The organism is Mucilaginibacter sp., from assembly GCF_028288105.1.
GTDB lineage: Bacteria > Bacteroidota > Bacteroidia > Sphingobacteriales > Sphingobacteriaceae > Mucilaginibacter.
On record NZ_JAQBOI010000113.1, the window covers coordinates 1 to 18623 of the forward strand.

At 41.0% G+C, this 18623-nt stretch carries 8 protein-coding genes; all 8 read right to left on the reverse strand.

Features of this window, described 5'->3' with window-relative positions:
- Positions 1 to 242, reverse strand: a 242-nt coding sequence (locus JWQ85_RS08035; RefSeq protein WP_299466603.1) for a hypothetical protein, incomplete at its 3' end; no start/stop codon positions are given.
- A 6-nt stretch (positions 243 to 248) separates the two neighbouring features.
- Positions 249 to 2063, reverse strand: a complete 1815-nt coding sequence (locus JWQ85_RS08040; protein WP_299466606.1) for a beta-galactosidase family protein — start codon at positions 2061 to 2063, stop codon at positions 249 to 251.
- A 36-nt stretch (positions 2064 to 2099) separates the two neighbouring features.
- Positions 2100 to 4529 carry a sugar-binding domain-containing protein gene (locus JWQ85_RS08045; RefSeq protein ID WP_299466609.1) on the reverse strand — a complete coding sequence of 810 codons (2430 nt, stop codon included), beginning with the start codon at positions 4527 to 4529 and terminating at the stop codon, positions 2100 to 2102.
- Positions 4530 to 4549: 20 nt separating this feature from the next.
- On the reverse strand, positions 4550 to 6049 hold the full coding sequence (locus JWQ85_RS08050) for an RICIN domain-containing protein (RefSeq protein WP_299466612.1): 1500 nt from the start codon (positions 6047 to 6049) through the stop codon (positions 4550 to 4552).
- Between the two features lie 70 nt (positions 6050 to 6119).
- A complete protein-coding gene (locus JWQ85_RS08055; RefSeq protein WP_299466615.1) occupies positions 6120 to 7820 on the reverse strand; it encodes a RagB/SusD family nutrient uptake outer membrane protein in 1701 nt (566 codons plus the stop codon).
- An 11-nt stretch (positions 7821 to 7831) separates the two neighbouring features.
- On the reverse strand, positions 7832 to 11020 hold the full coding sequence (locus JWQ85_RS08060) for a TonB-dependent receptor (protein WP_299466618.1): 3189 nt from the start codon (positions 11018 to 11020) through the stop codon (positions 7832 to 7834).
- 395 nt (positions 11021 to 11415) lie between these two features.
- Positions 11416 to 15483 carry a two-component regulator propeller domain-containing protein gene (locus tag JWQ85_RS08065; RefSeq protein ID WP_299466621.1) on the reverse strand — a complete coding sequence of 1356 codons (4068 nt, stop codon included), beginning with the start codon at positions 15481 to 15483 and terminating at the stop codon, positions 11416 to 11418.
- 610 nt (positions 15484 to 16093) lie between these two features.
- Entirely contained in the window at positions 16094 to 18451 is a 2358-nt protein-coding gene (locus JWQ85_RS08070) for an alpha-L-rhamnosidase C-terminal domain-containing protein (protein WP_299466624.1), read from the reverse strand.
- Positions 18452 to 18623 lie beyond the last annotated feature (172 nt).

The window sequence follows — 18623 nt, forward strand, 5'->3', positions numbered from 1 at the left end:
CCACCGTTATAAAAATATTCATACATCAGCACATTGGTGTTCAAACCCTCGGTTAATGTGTTACTAAAATCAACGTGGGTTTTATCAGCCGGCAATAACGTAAATAGCGTATTTTCTGGTTCGGTGCCATTAGATGACGGGGCTGTTTTGCAGCTGCCTAATAAAGCAATGCAAACCACAGCCAGTATTAACCGCCTTAATAATACTGGCCTTATTAATCTACCCGGGAACCTTGTAACCATAATATGCTATTGCAATTTATCAAGGATAGGTTTATCCAATCCGCTTAATTCTTTTATTCCAGGCTTTATAAGCTCCAGCACTACAACTTCATTTGTTTTTTTAAGCCACTCTTGTGGTACGTAAACTGTTTGCTGTGGGCCTACACGCCAGTAACGGCCAAGGTTGTGGCCATTAACCCATACTACGCCTTTACCCCATTTGCTCATATCCAGATAGGTATCTGCTATTTCTTTTAAGGTGAAGCTGCCTTTCAGTAAAACAGGTGAGCTATCCACAGCATTGTTACTGTTAATTTTGATAGCGTTGTTCATAGGTAAGCCATACATTTTCCAGTTGCTCACCTCTTTTTTATTAAAGGTTACTTCGCCGGTTATGCCTTTTTTGTTTTGCAGTAAATACTTACCAAAGTTTATACGGCCCAAATTTTCAACCAATATATCAACCGTTACGCTGCCTTGCGGAAGATCAAGAGACAGGCTATCCTGCTTAAGCCGCCTATCTAATATACCAACAGTTTTGCCATTCAGCATAACTATGGCATAATCGCGCAGGCCGTTAATTTTCAGCGTACCATTATTGCCACCTTTAAGCACTGTACGATATAAAACAAAGCCATAATCCTGCGAAAGATCTTCAAAAGTTAATGGCTTGTTGTTAACTTTTGGCGCGGGTAATACATTTAATAGATTGATGCTTTGCGTTAATTTAATGGCCTGTATATTAATGGATCTTTTTGGTGCGGGTACAGGTGGTAACTTTTCCCCCGAAGGCATGTTTTTCTGTATTACCTCCCTAAATGCCATAAATTTTGGAGTTGGGTTACCAGCTTCATCAAGCGGGGCATCGTAATCATAACTGCTTATTTGCGGTTCAAAAGGGTCTTTATCATTATAATTAGCCCCGTTCATAAAACCGCGGGTAGTACCTCCATGAAACATATACATGTTGATAGAAATGCCGGCCGCCAAAACAGAATCAAGCCGGCCTACATACTGCTCTGCAGGAACGGTATGGTGTTTAGTTCCCCACCAATCAAACCAGGCCGGGTACCACTCTGCTATAAAGAATGGGCCTTTGCCGTTATGGTTTTCTTTAACCAGCCTTTTAACTTTACTCACATTGTCAACACCGTTAATTGCGGCTAATAAGCCCGGCAAATGGCCATCTTTTATGGTGGCTTCGGGGTCGCAGGTATATAACAGACCATCAAACCCAGCATCAATAAACATTTTACGGTTAAGATCAAGATACTCCTTATCGTTACCGTATGAGCCGTATTCATTCTCTATTTGCACCATTAAAATATTGCCACCGTGGTTAACCTGCAGCGGCGCCAGTTGCTTTCCAACCTGATTGATGTACTCGCGGTATTCTTTGATGTATTGTTGTTCTTTGCTCCTAACCTCTAAACCTTTTTCGTTTTGCAGCCAGTATGGATATCCGCCAAACTCCCACTCGGCACAAACATAGGGGCTTGGTCTTAATATCACCCATAAACCTTCTTCGCGGGCATCATTTACAAAGGCGGCAATATCATTATTGCCGGTAAAATCATATACACCTTTTTGCGGTTCGTGTACGTTCCAAAACACATACGTGCCTATGGTGTTAAGCCCCATCGCTTTAGCCATTTTCATTCGCTGGCGCCAGGCTTCGCGCGGCACGCGGGTATAATGTATTTCGCCGGCTATGATCTGTAATGGTTTCCCGTCGAGCAAAAAGGTGCTATCGCCTAAGGCAAAAGTATGGTTACTATTTTGCGCCTTAAGTTTAACGCCTGATAGTAAAGTAAATAAGATGAGTATTTTAAAAAGTTTCATAAATTAAAATGTAGGAGAATTATTTTCTTGAGCTGCCTATTTTACCGTTAACACAACCGTTGATGTTTTAAGGCCCGGAGAACTTACCTGCACGGTAATTTTACCCGGCTTACCACTTGTTTGTAAATACGCTAATAAACGCCCGTGTACAGCTGCCCTTACCGGCGACTGATAACCTTCGTGGCTGCTTGTGCTGCCACTTTCCAAGCCTAATAGTTTAGCGGCACCGTTAACAGATACTGTAACCACGTTTTCTGCATCAAAAACAGGATTGCCGTTTTTATCGGTAATTTGTATTTCTACCTGGCTAAGGCCTTTTGTGTTTTTGGCAAACATGGTTGTATCAGCCGATGCTTTGATATTTGATGCCTCGGTGTTGGTTTTAATCGTATAGCTATCAGCCTGGATACCGTTATTATATCCCTTCACTGTTAACTCGCCCGGTTCATAGTCAACCTCCCAGGAAGGTATTTTACCTTTGGCTGCACTTCGTGATAGTTTACCAAGCGATTTGCCATTTAAAAATAGTTCTGCTTCCTGGCAATTGGTAAAACAATCAACACGCATTTTACTATTTGCGGGCCAGTTCCAAACCGGTTGTACAGATTTGTGGCTCCAAATACCCCTATCCTCGGCCTTTTTAACTTCGCGGGCACCTATGTAAACCATAGGTTTATTGGCCCAAATGCTTTGCCTGTAGAAATAGTCTGGTTTTTTAAAGCCGGCAAGATCTAACAGCCCGGCACCATTGCTGCGTTGTGGCCATTTACCAGCCTCCCCTAAATAATCAATCCCCGTCCACAGATACTGGGCCGATATATATTCATTACTGTCAACAGCGGCCCAGGCTTGCGTTGCCATGCCATTCTCACTACCGTAAATAATTCGGTTAGGATATTTTTTATGATCTTCCGGATAACGATATTCCTGGTAATTGTAGCCCACTATGTCAAGCTCTTCCGGAAAACCTACCTCGTTAGACATTACTACACCTGCCAAGGCGGCTGTAACCGGGCGTGTTTTATCAACAGCCTTAACAGCTTTAACCAATTGCCTGGCAATAACAGTTAGCTGGCTGGCGGCAGGGTGATCGGGCAGGTAACCTTTACCATACATCTGCGGGTTTTTGCCTGTATTTAATATTTCGTGCGTATAGGGGTCATTAGGATAGTCAATTTCATTACCAATGCTCCACATGATAATGGATGGGTGGTTACGAGTGCGCATCACCATATCGTTTACATCGCGGTCGGCCCATTCCTTAAAATCTTTATGATACCCGTCTTTTGACGGCGTGCCCACATTCCAACCTTTAACCCATTTATTTTTGCCTAATTCCCATTCATCAAAAGCTTCGTCCATCACCAAAAAGCCCATACGATCGCTCAGATCATACAAATAATCGGCATGCGGGTTATGGCTAAGGCGTAAGGAATTTACGCCAGCCTCTTTTAGTATTTTAAGTCGGCGCACCCATACTTCCTGAGGTACAGCTACACCCAATGCGCCCGCGTCATCGTGAATGCAAACACCTTTAAGCTTAGTACTTTTCCCATTTAAAAAGAAGCCCTTATCCTTATTAAATTCAATACTGCGAATGCCTATGTGCTGGTCAACCACATCAATTTGCCTACCATTACGGGTTAGCTGAACCCGCAATTTATACAGTGAAGGATTTTCTACATCCCATAAACGAGGTGAATTTATTTGCCCCTCAAACTCCACTTGCTTGCTACCGGGCTTCACACTTATCTGCTTTTGCAAGGCAGCAACAATTTTACCGGCATTATCAATTAGGTTAACTTTTACACCTATTGCAGCAGTACTTTTAGTGCTATTGGTGATGTTAACTTTCACATTCACTTCGGCTTTTTGTGGGGATACCTTTGGCGTAGAAAAAGCAACATCCCACAAACCAACATGTACCGGATTTTTATTAACCAGATACACGTTACGATAGATACCGGAACCGGTATACCACCTTGAATCGGCAAAATCGCTATGATCGGCCTTTACCTTTATCGTGTTTTTACCTTTATAGTTTAAATACGGTGAAAGCTCATATTGGAAAGCAATAAATCCATTCGGCCGTTTGCCCAAATAATGCCCGTTTATCCAAACTTCGCTATTTTTGTAAACCCCGTCGAAATAAATAAACACCTGCTTACCCTGCCAGGTGGCATCGGCAGTAAATGTTTTTTTATACCAGCCTATGCCACCCGGTAAATAACCGGTGGCGCTGGCCCATTCATTGCTAAAAGGTTGTTGTATGCTCCAATCATGAGGCAGATCAACAGTTTGCCATTGGGCATTATCGCTTTCTTTTGCGGTGCCTGTAATATCACCCTTGTGAAAACTCCAGGCTTGGTTAAACAATACAGGTTTGGCTAAATTTTGCGCCTGTAAAAACCCCGGGAACAAAAGGCTTAAAAACAAGTAAAAATAATGGTAAGATGTTTTTTTCATAAGTTATTATTTATTGCATGCTATTGCTGAAGAATTTGCCACTGCTGGTTAGCATCGTTATTTAATGGCCTCTGAATAATAGAAGCGCCCGCTGTGGTTGCTGCTCCATTTACATCGAGCACCTTATTACTATTGCGGTTGGTAACTTTATATACGCCTGTTTTAATAGCATCAAGCTGCCATTGCTGGCTATTGCCACCGCTTAATTGCTGCTGTATAACATCGGCCCCATCAGCAGTTGAAGCCATATTTATATCAAGGGCAAGGCTGCTGTTACGATTGGTGATCTTATAATAGCCACTGCCCGTATCTGTAATTATCCACTGTTGGTTATTGCCCCCGTTTTGATACCATTGAAGAACCCCTTCGCCGCTTAGGGTTGACGAACCATTAACATCAAGCGCAAGGCTGCTATTAACATTAATAAAACGGTAAAAGGCCAATGGATAAAAAACATCGGTACCGCCGGTACCTACACCCCAACTATACTTAAGCCTGCTAAGGCCCGAGGCATTGGTGTTTGATACAGTAAGATTAGTGCCCGTTCCGTTTAGCTGCTGCATACTGTAGCTATCGCCATTACGGATACCTGGCCAGTAAACACTACCCATCCCGTAGGCGCGAACCTGGTTGGTTATGCCCTGCATATAAGCAATTTCCTGATCGGCAGTTATTGCGCCGGTGTAATTTTTGGCGGTGGTCATGGGTACTCCAAATTCCGTTAAAACAGCACGATTACTGTAGCTACCTACATTTGCTTTAAACCTGCTCTCCCATTCAGCAGCAGTTTTGATATTGCCGTTGCTAAAAAAAGTGTAGTCGTGTATGGATAACAAACAATTAGCGAACCTGTTATCAGCGCCTACCCCTGTAATATCCTGCGAATACGAGGTACCACTTATCAATATTCGCCCCTGCTGCACTGTTGGATATTTACTTAACCATTGCGCACATATGGTTGTCCAATCAGTTAAAGAATAACCATGGGGTTCATTAAATATTTCGAAATAAACACGAGAGTTGCCGCTGTATTTATTTACAATTGTTTGCCACATGGACCAAAACTCCGAAACGTTATCAATTTTCCCGTCTTTTGATGATTGGGCCTCCCAGTAACCTAATATCACATTCATATTTTTACTTACCGCTTTGTCTATAACAGCGGTATAGGCATTCCACCATAATTGTGATGTTGTAGAATAATTAACAGGTAACCTTAGCGTATTAGCGCCGGTGTTTGCCTGTATGCCCGAAAGAACAGCATCAGCCTTTGCAGATACTGTTGCGTAACTATCTGATAAGGTGAGACCACTTAATACTAAGATACCATCGCTAAAATTATCGCCATCGGCAGCCCAGTTTACGCCCTTTAACGCACTTGCGGCATCGGGCGTGTCGGTTGCAACTTCAGGCCCCTTTTCCGGGTTAGTAACAACGGGCAAATTCACGTTCGCTACATCTTTTTTACACCCCGCGTTTAATAAACATAGCGCGGCAAATACAAGAAATACCTTTTTCATAATAAAAGTTTAAATAATATAAAAAGGGGGCGATGGCAATCCCATCAAGCCCCCTCAATCTCAACTCTTATTAGTATCCGTCGTTTTGCTGCAACTGCCCATTAGATGCCTGTATCTCTGTACGTGGTATAGGCAACCAGTAATGTTTGGTCAAGAAAGAACGACCGTCTAAAGCTACCTTTGGCGCATAGCTAAAGCTTCCATTCGCATTTTTGGTTATTATAACACCACCGGCTGGCTTGTTCTCTGTAACATCGGCTATTTTCCACCTGCGTACATCATAAAAACGATGCTCTTCAAAGGCAAGCTCTACACGGCGCTCGTAACGTACCGCGTCTTGCATTTGTGATTTATTTAAGCCTGGAGCAAGTGGAGGCATATTCACCCCGGCACGGCTTCTTACGATATTTATAGCAGAGCGGGCTGACAGCGTTGCACCTACAGGTACCACATCGGCCCCATAAGCTTCGTTGGCAGCTTCGGCAAAGTTTAACAACACTTCGGCATAGCGCATATATATCCATGGCTGGAAACCGGCGTTACCCCATGGGTTTTGCAACGGATAAGCATCATTCATGAATTTTTTAAGATAGTAACCGGTTTTAGTTGTATTCCAGTTCTCATTCCCATCTCTGCTATCTTTACCTCCCGGGATAAATGCTTCAATTGAACGCTCACGGTAGGGGGCTCCATTATATAAAACGGTGGCAGTAAAGCGCGGGTCACGGTTATCATACGGATGCGTGGGGTCATAACCCGAGGTTGGATCGGTAATAGGTTTTCCGTTATCCATCTCATAATCATCAACCAGGTTTTGTAAGGGCGTGTTACCGGCCCAACCGCCATATCCATTTGGTCCGTTTGCAATTTCAAGATGCACATGGTTGTCATTTTTGGTGTACAAACGTTCAAAAATAGCTTCATTGGTTTCATTGGTTAGAAACAGATTAGCATATCCGCCGCCGTAAATACCATACTTATTAAGACTAATAACTTCCTGCGCAGCGGTAACTGCATCTGCCCAGGTACCTACATTGTATAAAGGACTGGCAGCATAAAGTGTTAACCTTGATTTTAAAGCCAAAGCTGCACCTTTTGTAGCACGGCCCAAAAGCCATGACCCATCGTTATTCAGCGGTAATTTAGTGGCTGCATCGGTAAGTTCGCTTACTGCGTAATCTATACTCTCTTTAAGTGTAGCACGTGTAAAAAGTGCAGGATCCTGCAAGTTATCCTGTAAATTAACAACCTTATCGCCCATTAAAACTACACGGCCGTAGTTCCTTATCAGGTCATGATACCTAAACGCTCTTATAAACCTAAGTTCACCTTCGATACGTGTTTTGTGAGCTGCGCTGAACGGTAGTTTGGGTAAAATACTTAACGCATAATTACATTCCCTTATACTACGATAGCTTCTACCCCATAACACGCCCGCACCTCCAAGGTTTTCAGGTGCTAACTGGCCCCTTTGAACCAGCCATGTGGCATCATCATTATTATAAATAGACTCATCAGTAACGGAACTCCACATACTATACTCAAAACCACGGCCAAAGCCCGGGTTTGTGCCTTCTCCCTCTTTATCCTGCAATTTGGCGCCTATATAACGGTTGGTTACATAAGCTTCAAAAATTGCTGTGTCCGTTTCTATGGCTGACGTTGCAATCCTATCAGTAGGCTGCACGTTTAAAAAATCCTTTTTGCACGCAGTCATACACATTACGCCAAGTATGGCTGTATATAATTGCTTCCTATATTGTAATTTCATTTTTGTTAATTTTAAAATTTAACGTTAACGCCCAAGTTGATAATTCGTTGCTGAGGGTAGAACTGTCCGCTTCCGCTGGTTCCTTCCGGGTCATAGTCTTTAACTTTTGATATGGTAAACAAGTTAAATGCGCTTGCATAAAGTCGTAAACCCGATAACTTAAGCTTTGACAAAAGCTGACTGTTGAAATTATAACCTACCTGAACGTTTTTCAACCTTAAAAATGAAGCATCATTAAGCCAAAAGGTACTGTTATACAAACCACCGCTTGTTGCACTTGAGGCACGATCCGTTACAATTGGATAGGTACCATTAGGGTTTGCAGGGCTATAGCGATTATTGGCCCAGCTGCTATAAAAGTTACCTATTGTACCAGCCTCTGGTAATACGTATTGGCTAACCTGAGCCTGGCCTGCAAACAATACAGCAAGGTCAAAATTCTTATAAGCCGCGTTTAAGGTAAAACCATAAGTAATTTGTGGTATGTTACCGTATTTAGTGCGGGTTTGGTCATCGGCAGTTATCTGCTGGTCACCGTTATAATCCAACAGTTTCAAGTCGCCCACTTTTGCACCTGGTACATGCGGATAGCTATCAAGCTCTTGCTGGCTGCGGAACAAGCCGATTGAATTATAAAGCTGATAAGTATTTAACGGCCTGCCTGTTTGGCGTTGGTAGCTCAAAGCTCCTGCAGCCTCATCAATAAATATGATCTTGCTTTTTGCGTAGGTAAAGTTACCACTAACGCCCCAGCTAAATTCTTTACCGCTATTATTGTAACCAAGCGTGCCTTCAAAGCCTTCGCTGTTTACTTTACCAATGTTCTCTGAAGGCACCAGTGGATCGGATCCAAAAGGGTTAACTATACCTGATGAACCAGGGAGAGAAGCGTTTCTGGCAGTTAAGATATCAGATCGTTTTTGTTGGAAGTATATAGCCTCTAAAGTAAAGTTGTGTAAAAACACTGCATTGATACCAACATCAAGCTTTCTTGAAACCTCCCAGGTTATATTAGGATTAGCCAGTTTCACCAGGTTAACGTTTGGCTGAATTACAGGCGACCTGTCTGTAGCTGTAGGATTTATAGCTACAAAACCATTACCTACTAAAACATAGTTATCAAAATACTGGAAAGCATTTACGTTATCGTTACCCAATGAACCGTATGATGCCCTGATCTTTAGATCGTCAAAGAATTTCACTTTATCCTTGAACCAACCTTCTTGCGAGATACGGTAAGCGACTGATGCAGATGGGAAATAACCCCATTGTTTTCCGCTTGGGAATATTGAGCTACCATCGGCACGTAACTGGCCTTCAAAAATGTATTTCTCATCGTAGTTGTAACCAAGTCGGCTTATTATGCTTCGGCGGGTATAATTTGAACTGTAGCCCGAGTTTAGATAATCTGTTGCTGCATTACCTCCCTGAGATAATTCGGGAAGATTTGATGCAAGATAATTGAAACGGGTTGCATCAAAATAATCTAAATGGTTTTTACTTTGCTCATAACCAACAAATGATTCGATGTTATGTAACCCAAACTTTCTGTTAAAGTTTAATTTAATGTTTGAAGTAACAAGCGACTGGTTGTTCTGAGACTGGAACAACGTAGCCTTTTGGTTATTACCACCAACTATGGTACCGTTATAAACATCGTTTGGCTGATCATAGGTGTATAGCACATACGGTTTAGAGAAGTTTTTGTTAAAAGCGTTTGATTTATCTACAGAAAAGAAACCGTCAATAGATAAACCCTCCACACCCGGAATAAGGTAACTTCCTCTTAATATCCCGTTATAAACCTGGGTTGGGTTGTTTACAGTACCGCCAATATCTGTTACCTGCGCCGCCGGGTTATTAAACTCAATACCCGTAGATGGATACCCGTTAGGATAAAAAGCTATAACTGTAGGGTTAGCCCTGTATACTGATCTGAATATATTACCTGCACCTACTGTTGGGAATACCCTGTTTTCTTCCCTGCCCGATATTGACAAACCAACTTTTAATCTTTTATTAATGTTAGCGTCGATATTTGAACGGAAATTGTACTGTTTGTACTTAGTTGCTCCGTCTTTATATAAACCGTCCTGGTATAATGTACCTAATGATATATAGTATTTAACATCATCGTTACCACCGTTTACTGACAGACTTTGCTGATTTTGCAATGCAGTCTTTTTAAGTGTTGTACCTATCCAATCGGTATTTGGATAATTTATAGGGTCTGATCCATCTCTGAATTTTTGGATCTGCTCATCAGTGTAGATCTGATTTAAGCCGCCGCCCTGGTTTGAATTATAAGCTATCTCGTTTCTTAACTGAGCGTAAAGAGCTGCATCAGCCATCTGCGGTAAGCGCGTTGGCGAGCTAAAGCCCTGGTTAAAGCTGTAGTTAATTGTTGGCTTACCTGTTTTACCTTTTTTAGTGGTTACCAGTATAACGCCGTTTGCCGCACGGTTACCATAAATAGCAGCCGATGCATCCTTTAATACCGAAAGGCTTTCAATATCGTTAGGGTCAAGTCGTTCAAGCCCTCCAATTTGGCCGGGTACCCCATCAACTACAATCAACACGTTGTTGCTACCTGTAGTGGCAAGGCCACGCACGGTTATATTAGAACCATCGTAGCCAGGCTCGCCACTTCTGTTATTAATAACCACACCCGAAAAACGGCCCGCAAGAGAGTTTGAAACGTTGGGTTGTGGACTTTTTACAAGCTCGGCACCTCTTACCTGTGATACAGATCCTGCAAGGGTAGCCTTCTTTTGAGTACCGTAACCTACCACTACAACCTCATTTAATGATCTTGAGTCGGCAGTTAATTGAACACTAATGCTGGTTTTGCCGCCAACCCCTATTTCCTGAGGCGTGTAACCAATAAAGGTAAAAACCAATATAGCGTTAGGGTTAGCAACTGTAATGGTGTACTTGCCATTAACATCAGATACTACGCCCTGTGTGGTGCCCTTAACCGCAACAGTAACCCCTGGTAATGGACTTCCTTTTTCGTCTGTTACTGTTCCTGAAACCGTAACATCGGCTTGCTTTAACTCACTTAAGGTAGGGGTAAATTTCAATGCTGTGGCCTGAGACGCCATAGGTACACATAACGGAATAATACCCGTTAGTAAAATACCTAATGCTTTCCTGGTTCTCCGATGCGGTGAAAACTCATTGAGTAAATTTTTTTTCATGTTTTAAGTTTATTAATTGGTTTAATTTCTGTTAACTACACGTCAGGTCGATTGGCTCAATCTTGCTGTAAAGCTTGTTGAGTAATTAAATAACCCGTGAAATAATTAAACAGAATTTGGTTTATGAGTGCTAAGTTGAGGTAAAAAAGCTTTGTTTAAGGGTGGTTAATCCTCATAAAAAGGGGGGCAAAAAGGTAATTTTACCTATAATCTTACCTATAAATTAGAAAAGACCAATTATTTGCGCCAACTAAAAAAGTACTTGCAAGTTTAAAAAAACCCAGTACTGCCGGCTGGAATTAAAAAAGTAGGTTTAGACTTTAAACTGATCAAAGAAAGTATCAAATTCAGTTAAGAGATAGGTTAAACAGCCTTACAATAATAACCGGCACAGGTTACCTTACTGTAACTCTCCTGGCCGCTTTATAATCGTTATTTATAGCTTCGGCCGAGAACACTTTCCTATACTTTTTCATGTATTGAGATGGGTTCATGTTAAAAAGCTTCCTGAATTGCTCCCTGAAGTATTTAATATCATTTATACCTACAAGATAGGATGTTTCGAAGATGTTGTGATTAGTATGGATCAGTATCTCGGCTGCCTTTCTTAACCTAATAAACCTGATAAACCCATTGGCCGACAACCCCGAGATAGATTTTATTTTTTTATAAAGGCTTGAATGAGATATACTAAGCTCGTTGGCCAATGTTTGTATACTAAAATCGGTATCGGTTAGGTGAAGTTCTACAACGCGCATGCAATTATCCAAAAACTCCTTATACTCCAGCGGTATCTTGTGGGTGTTTTTATTAAGTGTAATTTCGTTATAGAAGTACTTTTGCAGGTTGTTTTTGTTTTTAAGGATGCCTGCCACCCTTGCTTTAAGTATTTCTTTATCAAACGGCTTGCTTATATAATCATCGGCACCACCCTCTAACCCCTGCAATTTAACTTCGGTAGATGAGCTTGAGGTTAATAAAATTATCGGGGTATGACTAATGTTTATATCTGCCCTTACCATTGCGCATAGGTCAATACCGCTCATATTGTCCATCACCACATCACTTATTACCATATCGGGCAAAAGTTCTCTTATTTTTAGCAGCCCCTCTTCGGCACTGTTAGCCTCGTGGATGTTATAATCGGCTTTAAATATTATTTTGAGGTATTCTCTAAAGTCGCGGTTGTCATCAATCAATAAAATCGACTTTAATTCGGCGTGCATTTCCTCTTCTCCGGCATCGGTATCTAACAGTTCGTCAACATAAATGCCTGAAGTAGCTTCCTCTATCAGTTCGTGCAACAGAACGGATCCTTCTTCGGTATCCTCATATATAATTTCGGGGTCAAAGTGATGCAATCCTTTTAATAAACTAACTTTAAAAAGCGTCCCCCCTCCATTTTTGCTGGTATAGCTAATATTACCAAAATGATCTTCAACAAAACGCTTTACCAAAAAAAGCCCAATACCAAAACCACCCTTTGATGAGTTGTTTATGCTTTCTTCCTGAAAGAAACGGGTGTAAAGTCTATCGCCGGTTCCCTGTTTTATACCACAGCCATTATCCTGCACACTAATAGTTACAGATGATACGTCTTCGTGTACAGCCATTTTTATATCGCCTCCAAAAGGGGTAAACTTAATTGCGTTTGATAACAGGTTAAACAATACTATCTCAATTTTTTCCCTGTCTGCATACAGTTCAATATATTCCTTTTCGCACAAAAATTCAAATGTTATCTGCTTTGCCTTTGCCTGATGTATAAAACATAAATATACCTCGTTGGCCAGATCCACCATATTTAATCTGGATATTTTCAACTTACCGGTGCTTGAGTCTGCCTTATGGAACAATAACAACTGATCTACCAGGCTTAACAGCCGCTTTGCATTACGGTAAACAATATTAAGGCTGGTAGCATCGTCTGAATTTTGAGTACTTAACAACTCTTTTACGGGATTAATTATAAGCGTTAGCGGCGTACGGAATTCATGCGATATATTGGTAAAAAACGATAGCTTTTTTTGATTCAATTCTTTCTCCTTTTCGCCTTCTAAATGCGCTAATCTTATCTCATATCTTAATTTGGCCTGGCGCTCTTTGTATAAAATATAACTGTAAATTATGCTGCAGATAATTACCAGGTATCCGGCGTAAGCCCACCATGTTAAATACCAAGGCGGTGTAATAATGATGATAAGCGTTTTGCCACTTTTGTTCCAAACACCATCGTTATTAGATGCTTTCACCTTAAAAATATATGTGCCGGGGTCTAAATTAGTATAAGTAGCTTTACGTTGCTGGCCTACCAGGTTCCATTTCTTATCAAAACCTTCCAGCATAAAAGCATACTCATTTTTGGCTGATAAGGTATAGTTAAGCGCAACAAATTCCAGCGAAAAAACATTTTGGTTATAATTTAACGTTACCTGCCGGGCTACATTTAAATTTTGTTTTAGGGGACCATTTGCAGAAGGTGCGATTGACTTGTTGAACACCTGAAAGTTGGTAATTGCAATAGGTGGGGCCTCTTTGTTATAATTAATTAAACCCGGATCAAATGAAACTATACCTTTTCCAGCGGCCAAATATATTTTACCCTGATGGTTGTAAATGGTCGCGTTGACGTAAAGTCCGTCTGCCTCATCAAAATTCTTAACCACGCCTGTAAGCGGATTAAGCATAGACATTCCCTTTTCGGTGGTTATCCATAAGTTTCCGGCCTTATCTTCTACAAGATCGTTAAATACGTTGTTGTTGAACCCGTTTGTTCGCGAATAAACAATAAAAGAGTCGCTGTTTCTATCATAGCGGTTTAAGCCATCTGGTGTACATATCCAAATATTCTGCCGCGAGTCCATAAAGATCTTCTGGATAGAGTTATTACTTATCCCGTTTGAGGTGCCGGCTTTTAATGTATATGATTTGAAATGCCCTGTACGTGGGTCGAAACGGTTAACACCTCCTCCACTGGTACCTATCCATATGGTGTTATCTGCATCTTTTAAAAGGCTATTAAGGTGGTTATTGCTAAGGCTGTATTTACTTCCATCACTATAATAATGCGAATAGGTATTTAACTTACTATTGTATATTTTGAAGCCAGCATCAGATGCCAGACCATAAATACCCGGGCTAATTTCCAATATATCCCTAAATACATCTTCGTTATATAAAGCGCCAAGCGATGAATGGTGATAATGATGTTTAAAAACATTTTTTTGTTCATCAAATTCATCAAACCCAAATTCAGTCATTATCCATATCTTCCCATAACTATCCTGATATAACCGACTTATATCATCATTGCCAAGGCTATTTATATCATTTGAATGGCGATAGATTATGCTGTTGCGCGTTTTTAAGTTATATTTAATAAGCCCCTTACCAGTGCCCAGCCAGGCTGTCTCATTTTTGATCAAGATACTTCTTACAGCAGGTTTTAAACCAGAAAATGCCAAAAACGAAAACTTGATCTGATTAAAATCAAGTTTAGCAACCCCGTCTTTAGCGCATATCCATATAATACCGTGTGCATCCTCATAGATATTGCCATTGGGGTCATTTTTAAAGCCATTTATCAGGGTCCAGTCATTAGTTTGGGTGTTTACCCAATAAAAATTTTCGCTCCCGCCAACAAGTAAAGTATGTTTGCCAGCTGCAATTAGATTAAAAACGGCCTTATTATCAATATCAACCCTATTGAATGATGTAAACTCTTCTTTTTTAGGATCGAACTTATAAAGGCCTTTCCAATACGCACCTATCCATAACATGCCATCTTCGTCTTTACAAAGCGCCCATATATCATTGGGGTTTTTTTGCCCGGGTATTTGTACCTGTTTATAATTGGTAAAACGTTTTGTAACGATATTGAATTTGTTTAAACCGCTCCCCCAGTTGCCTAGCCAAAGGTTTTCGCCATCCTCTACAATAGCGTTAACAGATTTACCTTTCATTGCAAAAGCATTGCTGGCATTGGGCCTGTAAACTTCAAACCTGTTAGCTTTAGAGTTATACTTATTGAAACCATCGTCGGTACCTATCCAGATATCACCACGCGCATCTCTTAGTAACGACCATACTTTGTCATTACTTAACGATGCCTTCTGATTATCTTTATGAAAAAACCTCGTGAATTTTTCAGTTAAAGGATCAAACAGATTCAATCCGTCCATTGTACCTATCCATAACCGCCCTTGTTTATCTGTAACTATGGCGTTTACAAAATTGTTGGATATAGAATTACTATCAAGCTGGTTATTCTGAAATGTTTTAAAATTATACCCGTCAAATTTGCACAGGCCATTTTGGGTACCAACCCACATAAAGCCATATTTGTCTTTTATGGCCGTAGTTGTGTTTCTGGAAGGCAGCCCCTCGTTAATGGTATAAGTAACCAATGCAAAATCTTTGCGAAGGTTTGTAGCCCTACCAGCCGTGTTATATTGGGCCTGCAAGGGTAAATTAAAAAAAACGACAAACAAACACGCAAAATACCACTTCATACTAAACAATGGTCTTTCAAATATACTTGCACGCGCAAGTGTAGCTTCCCTTGTAGCATCTATGCAACTTTTCCTGACAGTAATTATTAACAACATCATTATTGTTATAAATTATTAGTACTCCACATCATACATCTTTCACTACAACTCATTGCACTGCAGGTTAAGTGTTAATCTTGAAAACAGCAGAGCCGTAAATACCGGCTCTTAAAAGCATTTCAAAACCTATCCTACAGCTCAGTTACAGCTATATCGGCATTAATTCAATAAAATTTTTAACAGTTGGTTTAGAATTGTAAAAAACTAATATAGCACAATATTATTAATTGTTAAAAAAACAATTAATAATATTTTAATTAATTATTTCAGTGTTATAGAAAATTTGTTAGAAAGCCTTACTACATGAAAGTTAAAAACTCACACGGGTAAGGCTCAATTTGGGATGGTAGCTAAAGCAGTCAGCAACTGCTATTACTTATTAAAAAAAAAGCTCATCCTTATACAGCACGCTGTGGTGCTATATAGGGATGAGCTTAAAATGCTTGTATTTAAAGGTGCTAAATTAAATTACAAATGAGTTAGTTCCGGCCTTTAATATATATCGCTTCGCTTTCCATATCAGTGCACCTGTGGTTTTCTGCGGCAGACTAATATTTATTTTCCACTTGCCTTTGTCCAAAGTATAAGCAGCAGCAACTTTACCGTTAGGATGAGGCATTTCGCCACTAATAGTTGTTAATGCCCCCAAATGAGGTTCTATTTTTATTTTACTAAAACCCGGTGCGTAACTGTCGATACCCAGCACCGTCCTAAAAAACTCAATATTGGGACTTGCGCCCCATGCATGACAATCGGAGCGAGAAGTGTTAACGTCAGAATACTCGGCCCAGGTAGTAAGGCCCATTGCTATATTTTCGCGGTAAATGCCCAGCCAGCTTATATAATCGTTACCCAAACCTGCCTTTACCAATGCCTGGTTCAGGTAATATTTAAAGTAAACCGAGCATTGGGTTAAACTTTTATCGTTAAGCAACCCGTTAGCCACAGCCGGCATATTCGCTTCGCTTACCATGCCGGTAAGTATGGCCAGCGAGTTAACATGCTGTGAGTACCCGGTTTTTTCTTTAGTATCGGCATACAACTTTTTAACCGGATCCCAGTACTTACGTTGTATGGTGGCCTTTAGCTGCGCAGCTTTTTGATTATATAACTTGGCGTAATCCTGCATACCAATTTTGGCTTCCATTTCTGCAGCCCATTGGTATGCCCATAACAGTTGCAGGTCATAAATAGCCGCGCTACCGTCCTTTCCTTTTACCTCGCCCCACAAATTACCAGCCCAGTCAACAAATGCCCAATATGGAGTATCTTTTAAGGAGCCATCGGCCTGCTGATATTTACTGAAAAAATCCAGTACGCCTCTTTCGCCAAGTAGTTTATTTCTAATAAAATCATCATCGCCACGGTACATCCAGTAATCATGTAACATACCTATATACCATAACGAGAATGGGGATATAACCTGCGTGCCTTTTGAAGGATAACAGCTGGCGGTTACGCCTTCGGGTAAGCGTGAATGGTCGATCTGATTGAGTGCATTACGCGCCAACCGCTCATCACTTGTATTATAGTAAGATACCATAGCTTGTATGCGGGTGTCACCAATGTATTGCAACTGCTCGTAATACGGGCAATCCATGTAAGTTTCCCAGGCGTTAAGCCTTGCTGTACGCCAGCCAATATCCAGCATTTGCTTTATTTCGGTATTATCTGTATTAAATACCGCGGTTCGTTTAAAAGGATAACCCGTAAAAGTGCCATAAAGATCATCGATAACCAGCGGCTCATCTTTGGTTTTTACAAACAGCTTGATATAACGATAAGTACGAAAGTTTAATGTTGTGTACGATTGCCCCTGGCTGCCATCCGCAATCAGGCTGTCTATTCTCCCTACAAATTCCTTTCCGTCTACATCATTCCGGTTACCTTTAATAACACCTTTGCTCCCTTTTTGGTAAAGTGATTCAGCGTAACCAAGTGATATACCCGCAGCCTTGCCGCCACTAAAATTTAACGTTACATAGGCATTTGTTTCAAAAGTTTGGTCGAGCAGTAAAGCAACTGTAGTGTTTGCGGGGATAGTTATCGAAGTCTTTTTTCCCGGAAACGTTGGCGGAATGTTTATGCCGATTGCACTGCGCAATTTAACGAGGCGCTGATAGGTCATTTCTCTTGCCGGCAGTGATGAAGGCACCAATGCCCATTCTATACCCCATGCCGTGCCTTTAAGTTTCCCTTCAGACAAGTTAACTGCACGGGGCCAGGTACTGTCCTCATAAGCCACAGCCGTCCAGTCACCTTTAATTGCGTGGTTCATATCAACCATTTCGCCTTTACTGGCAGCAAAAAAGTAACCGGGGATAGGGTGATGCCCGGTGTCGCGAATGCATTTCCAGGTATTGTTGGTATTTAATATTTCTTCTGTTTGCGAATTACCCTGTAAAATAAAACCAGTGCGTACACTGATCTGCGCTGCGGGGCTGTACTGGCCTTCATTCCAAACGAGCGCGGCTATCGTATTTTTTCCTGCAGAAAGGTAGGATGCCAGATCAACAGTTTCATAATTCCAATAATAAGTATCGCCGCGTGCCGGCCCCAATGAAACCAGTGTGCCGTTAACATATAATTTATAACGATTATCTGCCGACACGTGAACGATGAACGTTGAAGGCTTTGCATTTAAATCAATGTTTTTGCGAAAATAAAAAACGCCATAGCTTGTCCCAGAATCGCCTTGTGCGGCTATCCATTGCGCATTCCATTGCCTATTTGAGGATTTGGCATCAACAGTTTGAGTATGGGCATGTTTAGCCAGGCCTGAACCAAAAAGGAAAAGTAGTATCGTAAAAAAAGATTTCATTGTGGTTGTATAATTGTGTTCGCAATATTGTAAAATAAACCTGCTAAAACAAATTAAATCGATTTAGCTAATTAGAAAACTATTTAATAAATTGCCCCCGAAATAAAATTTTATGCGATCTATTTTTAAATTAACCCTAAGCACAGCCTTTTTACTACTGCTTCAATCCACA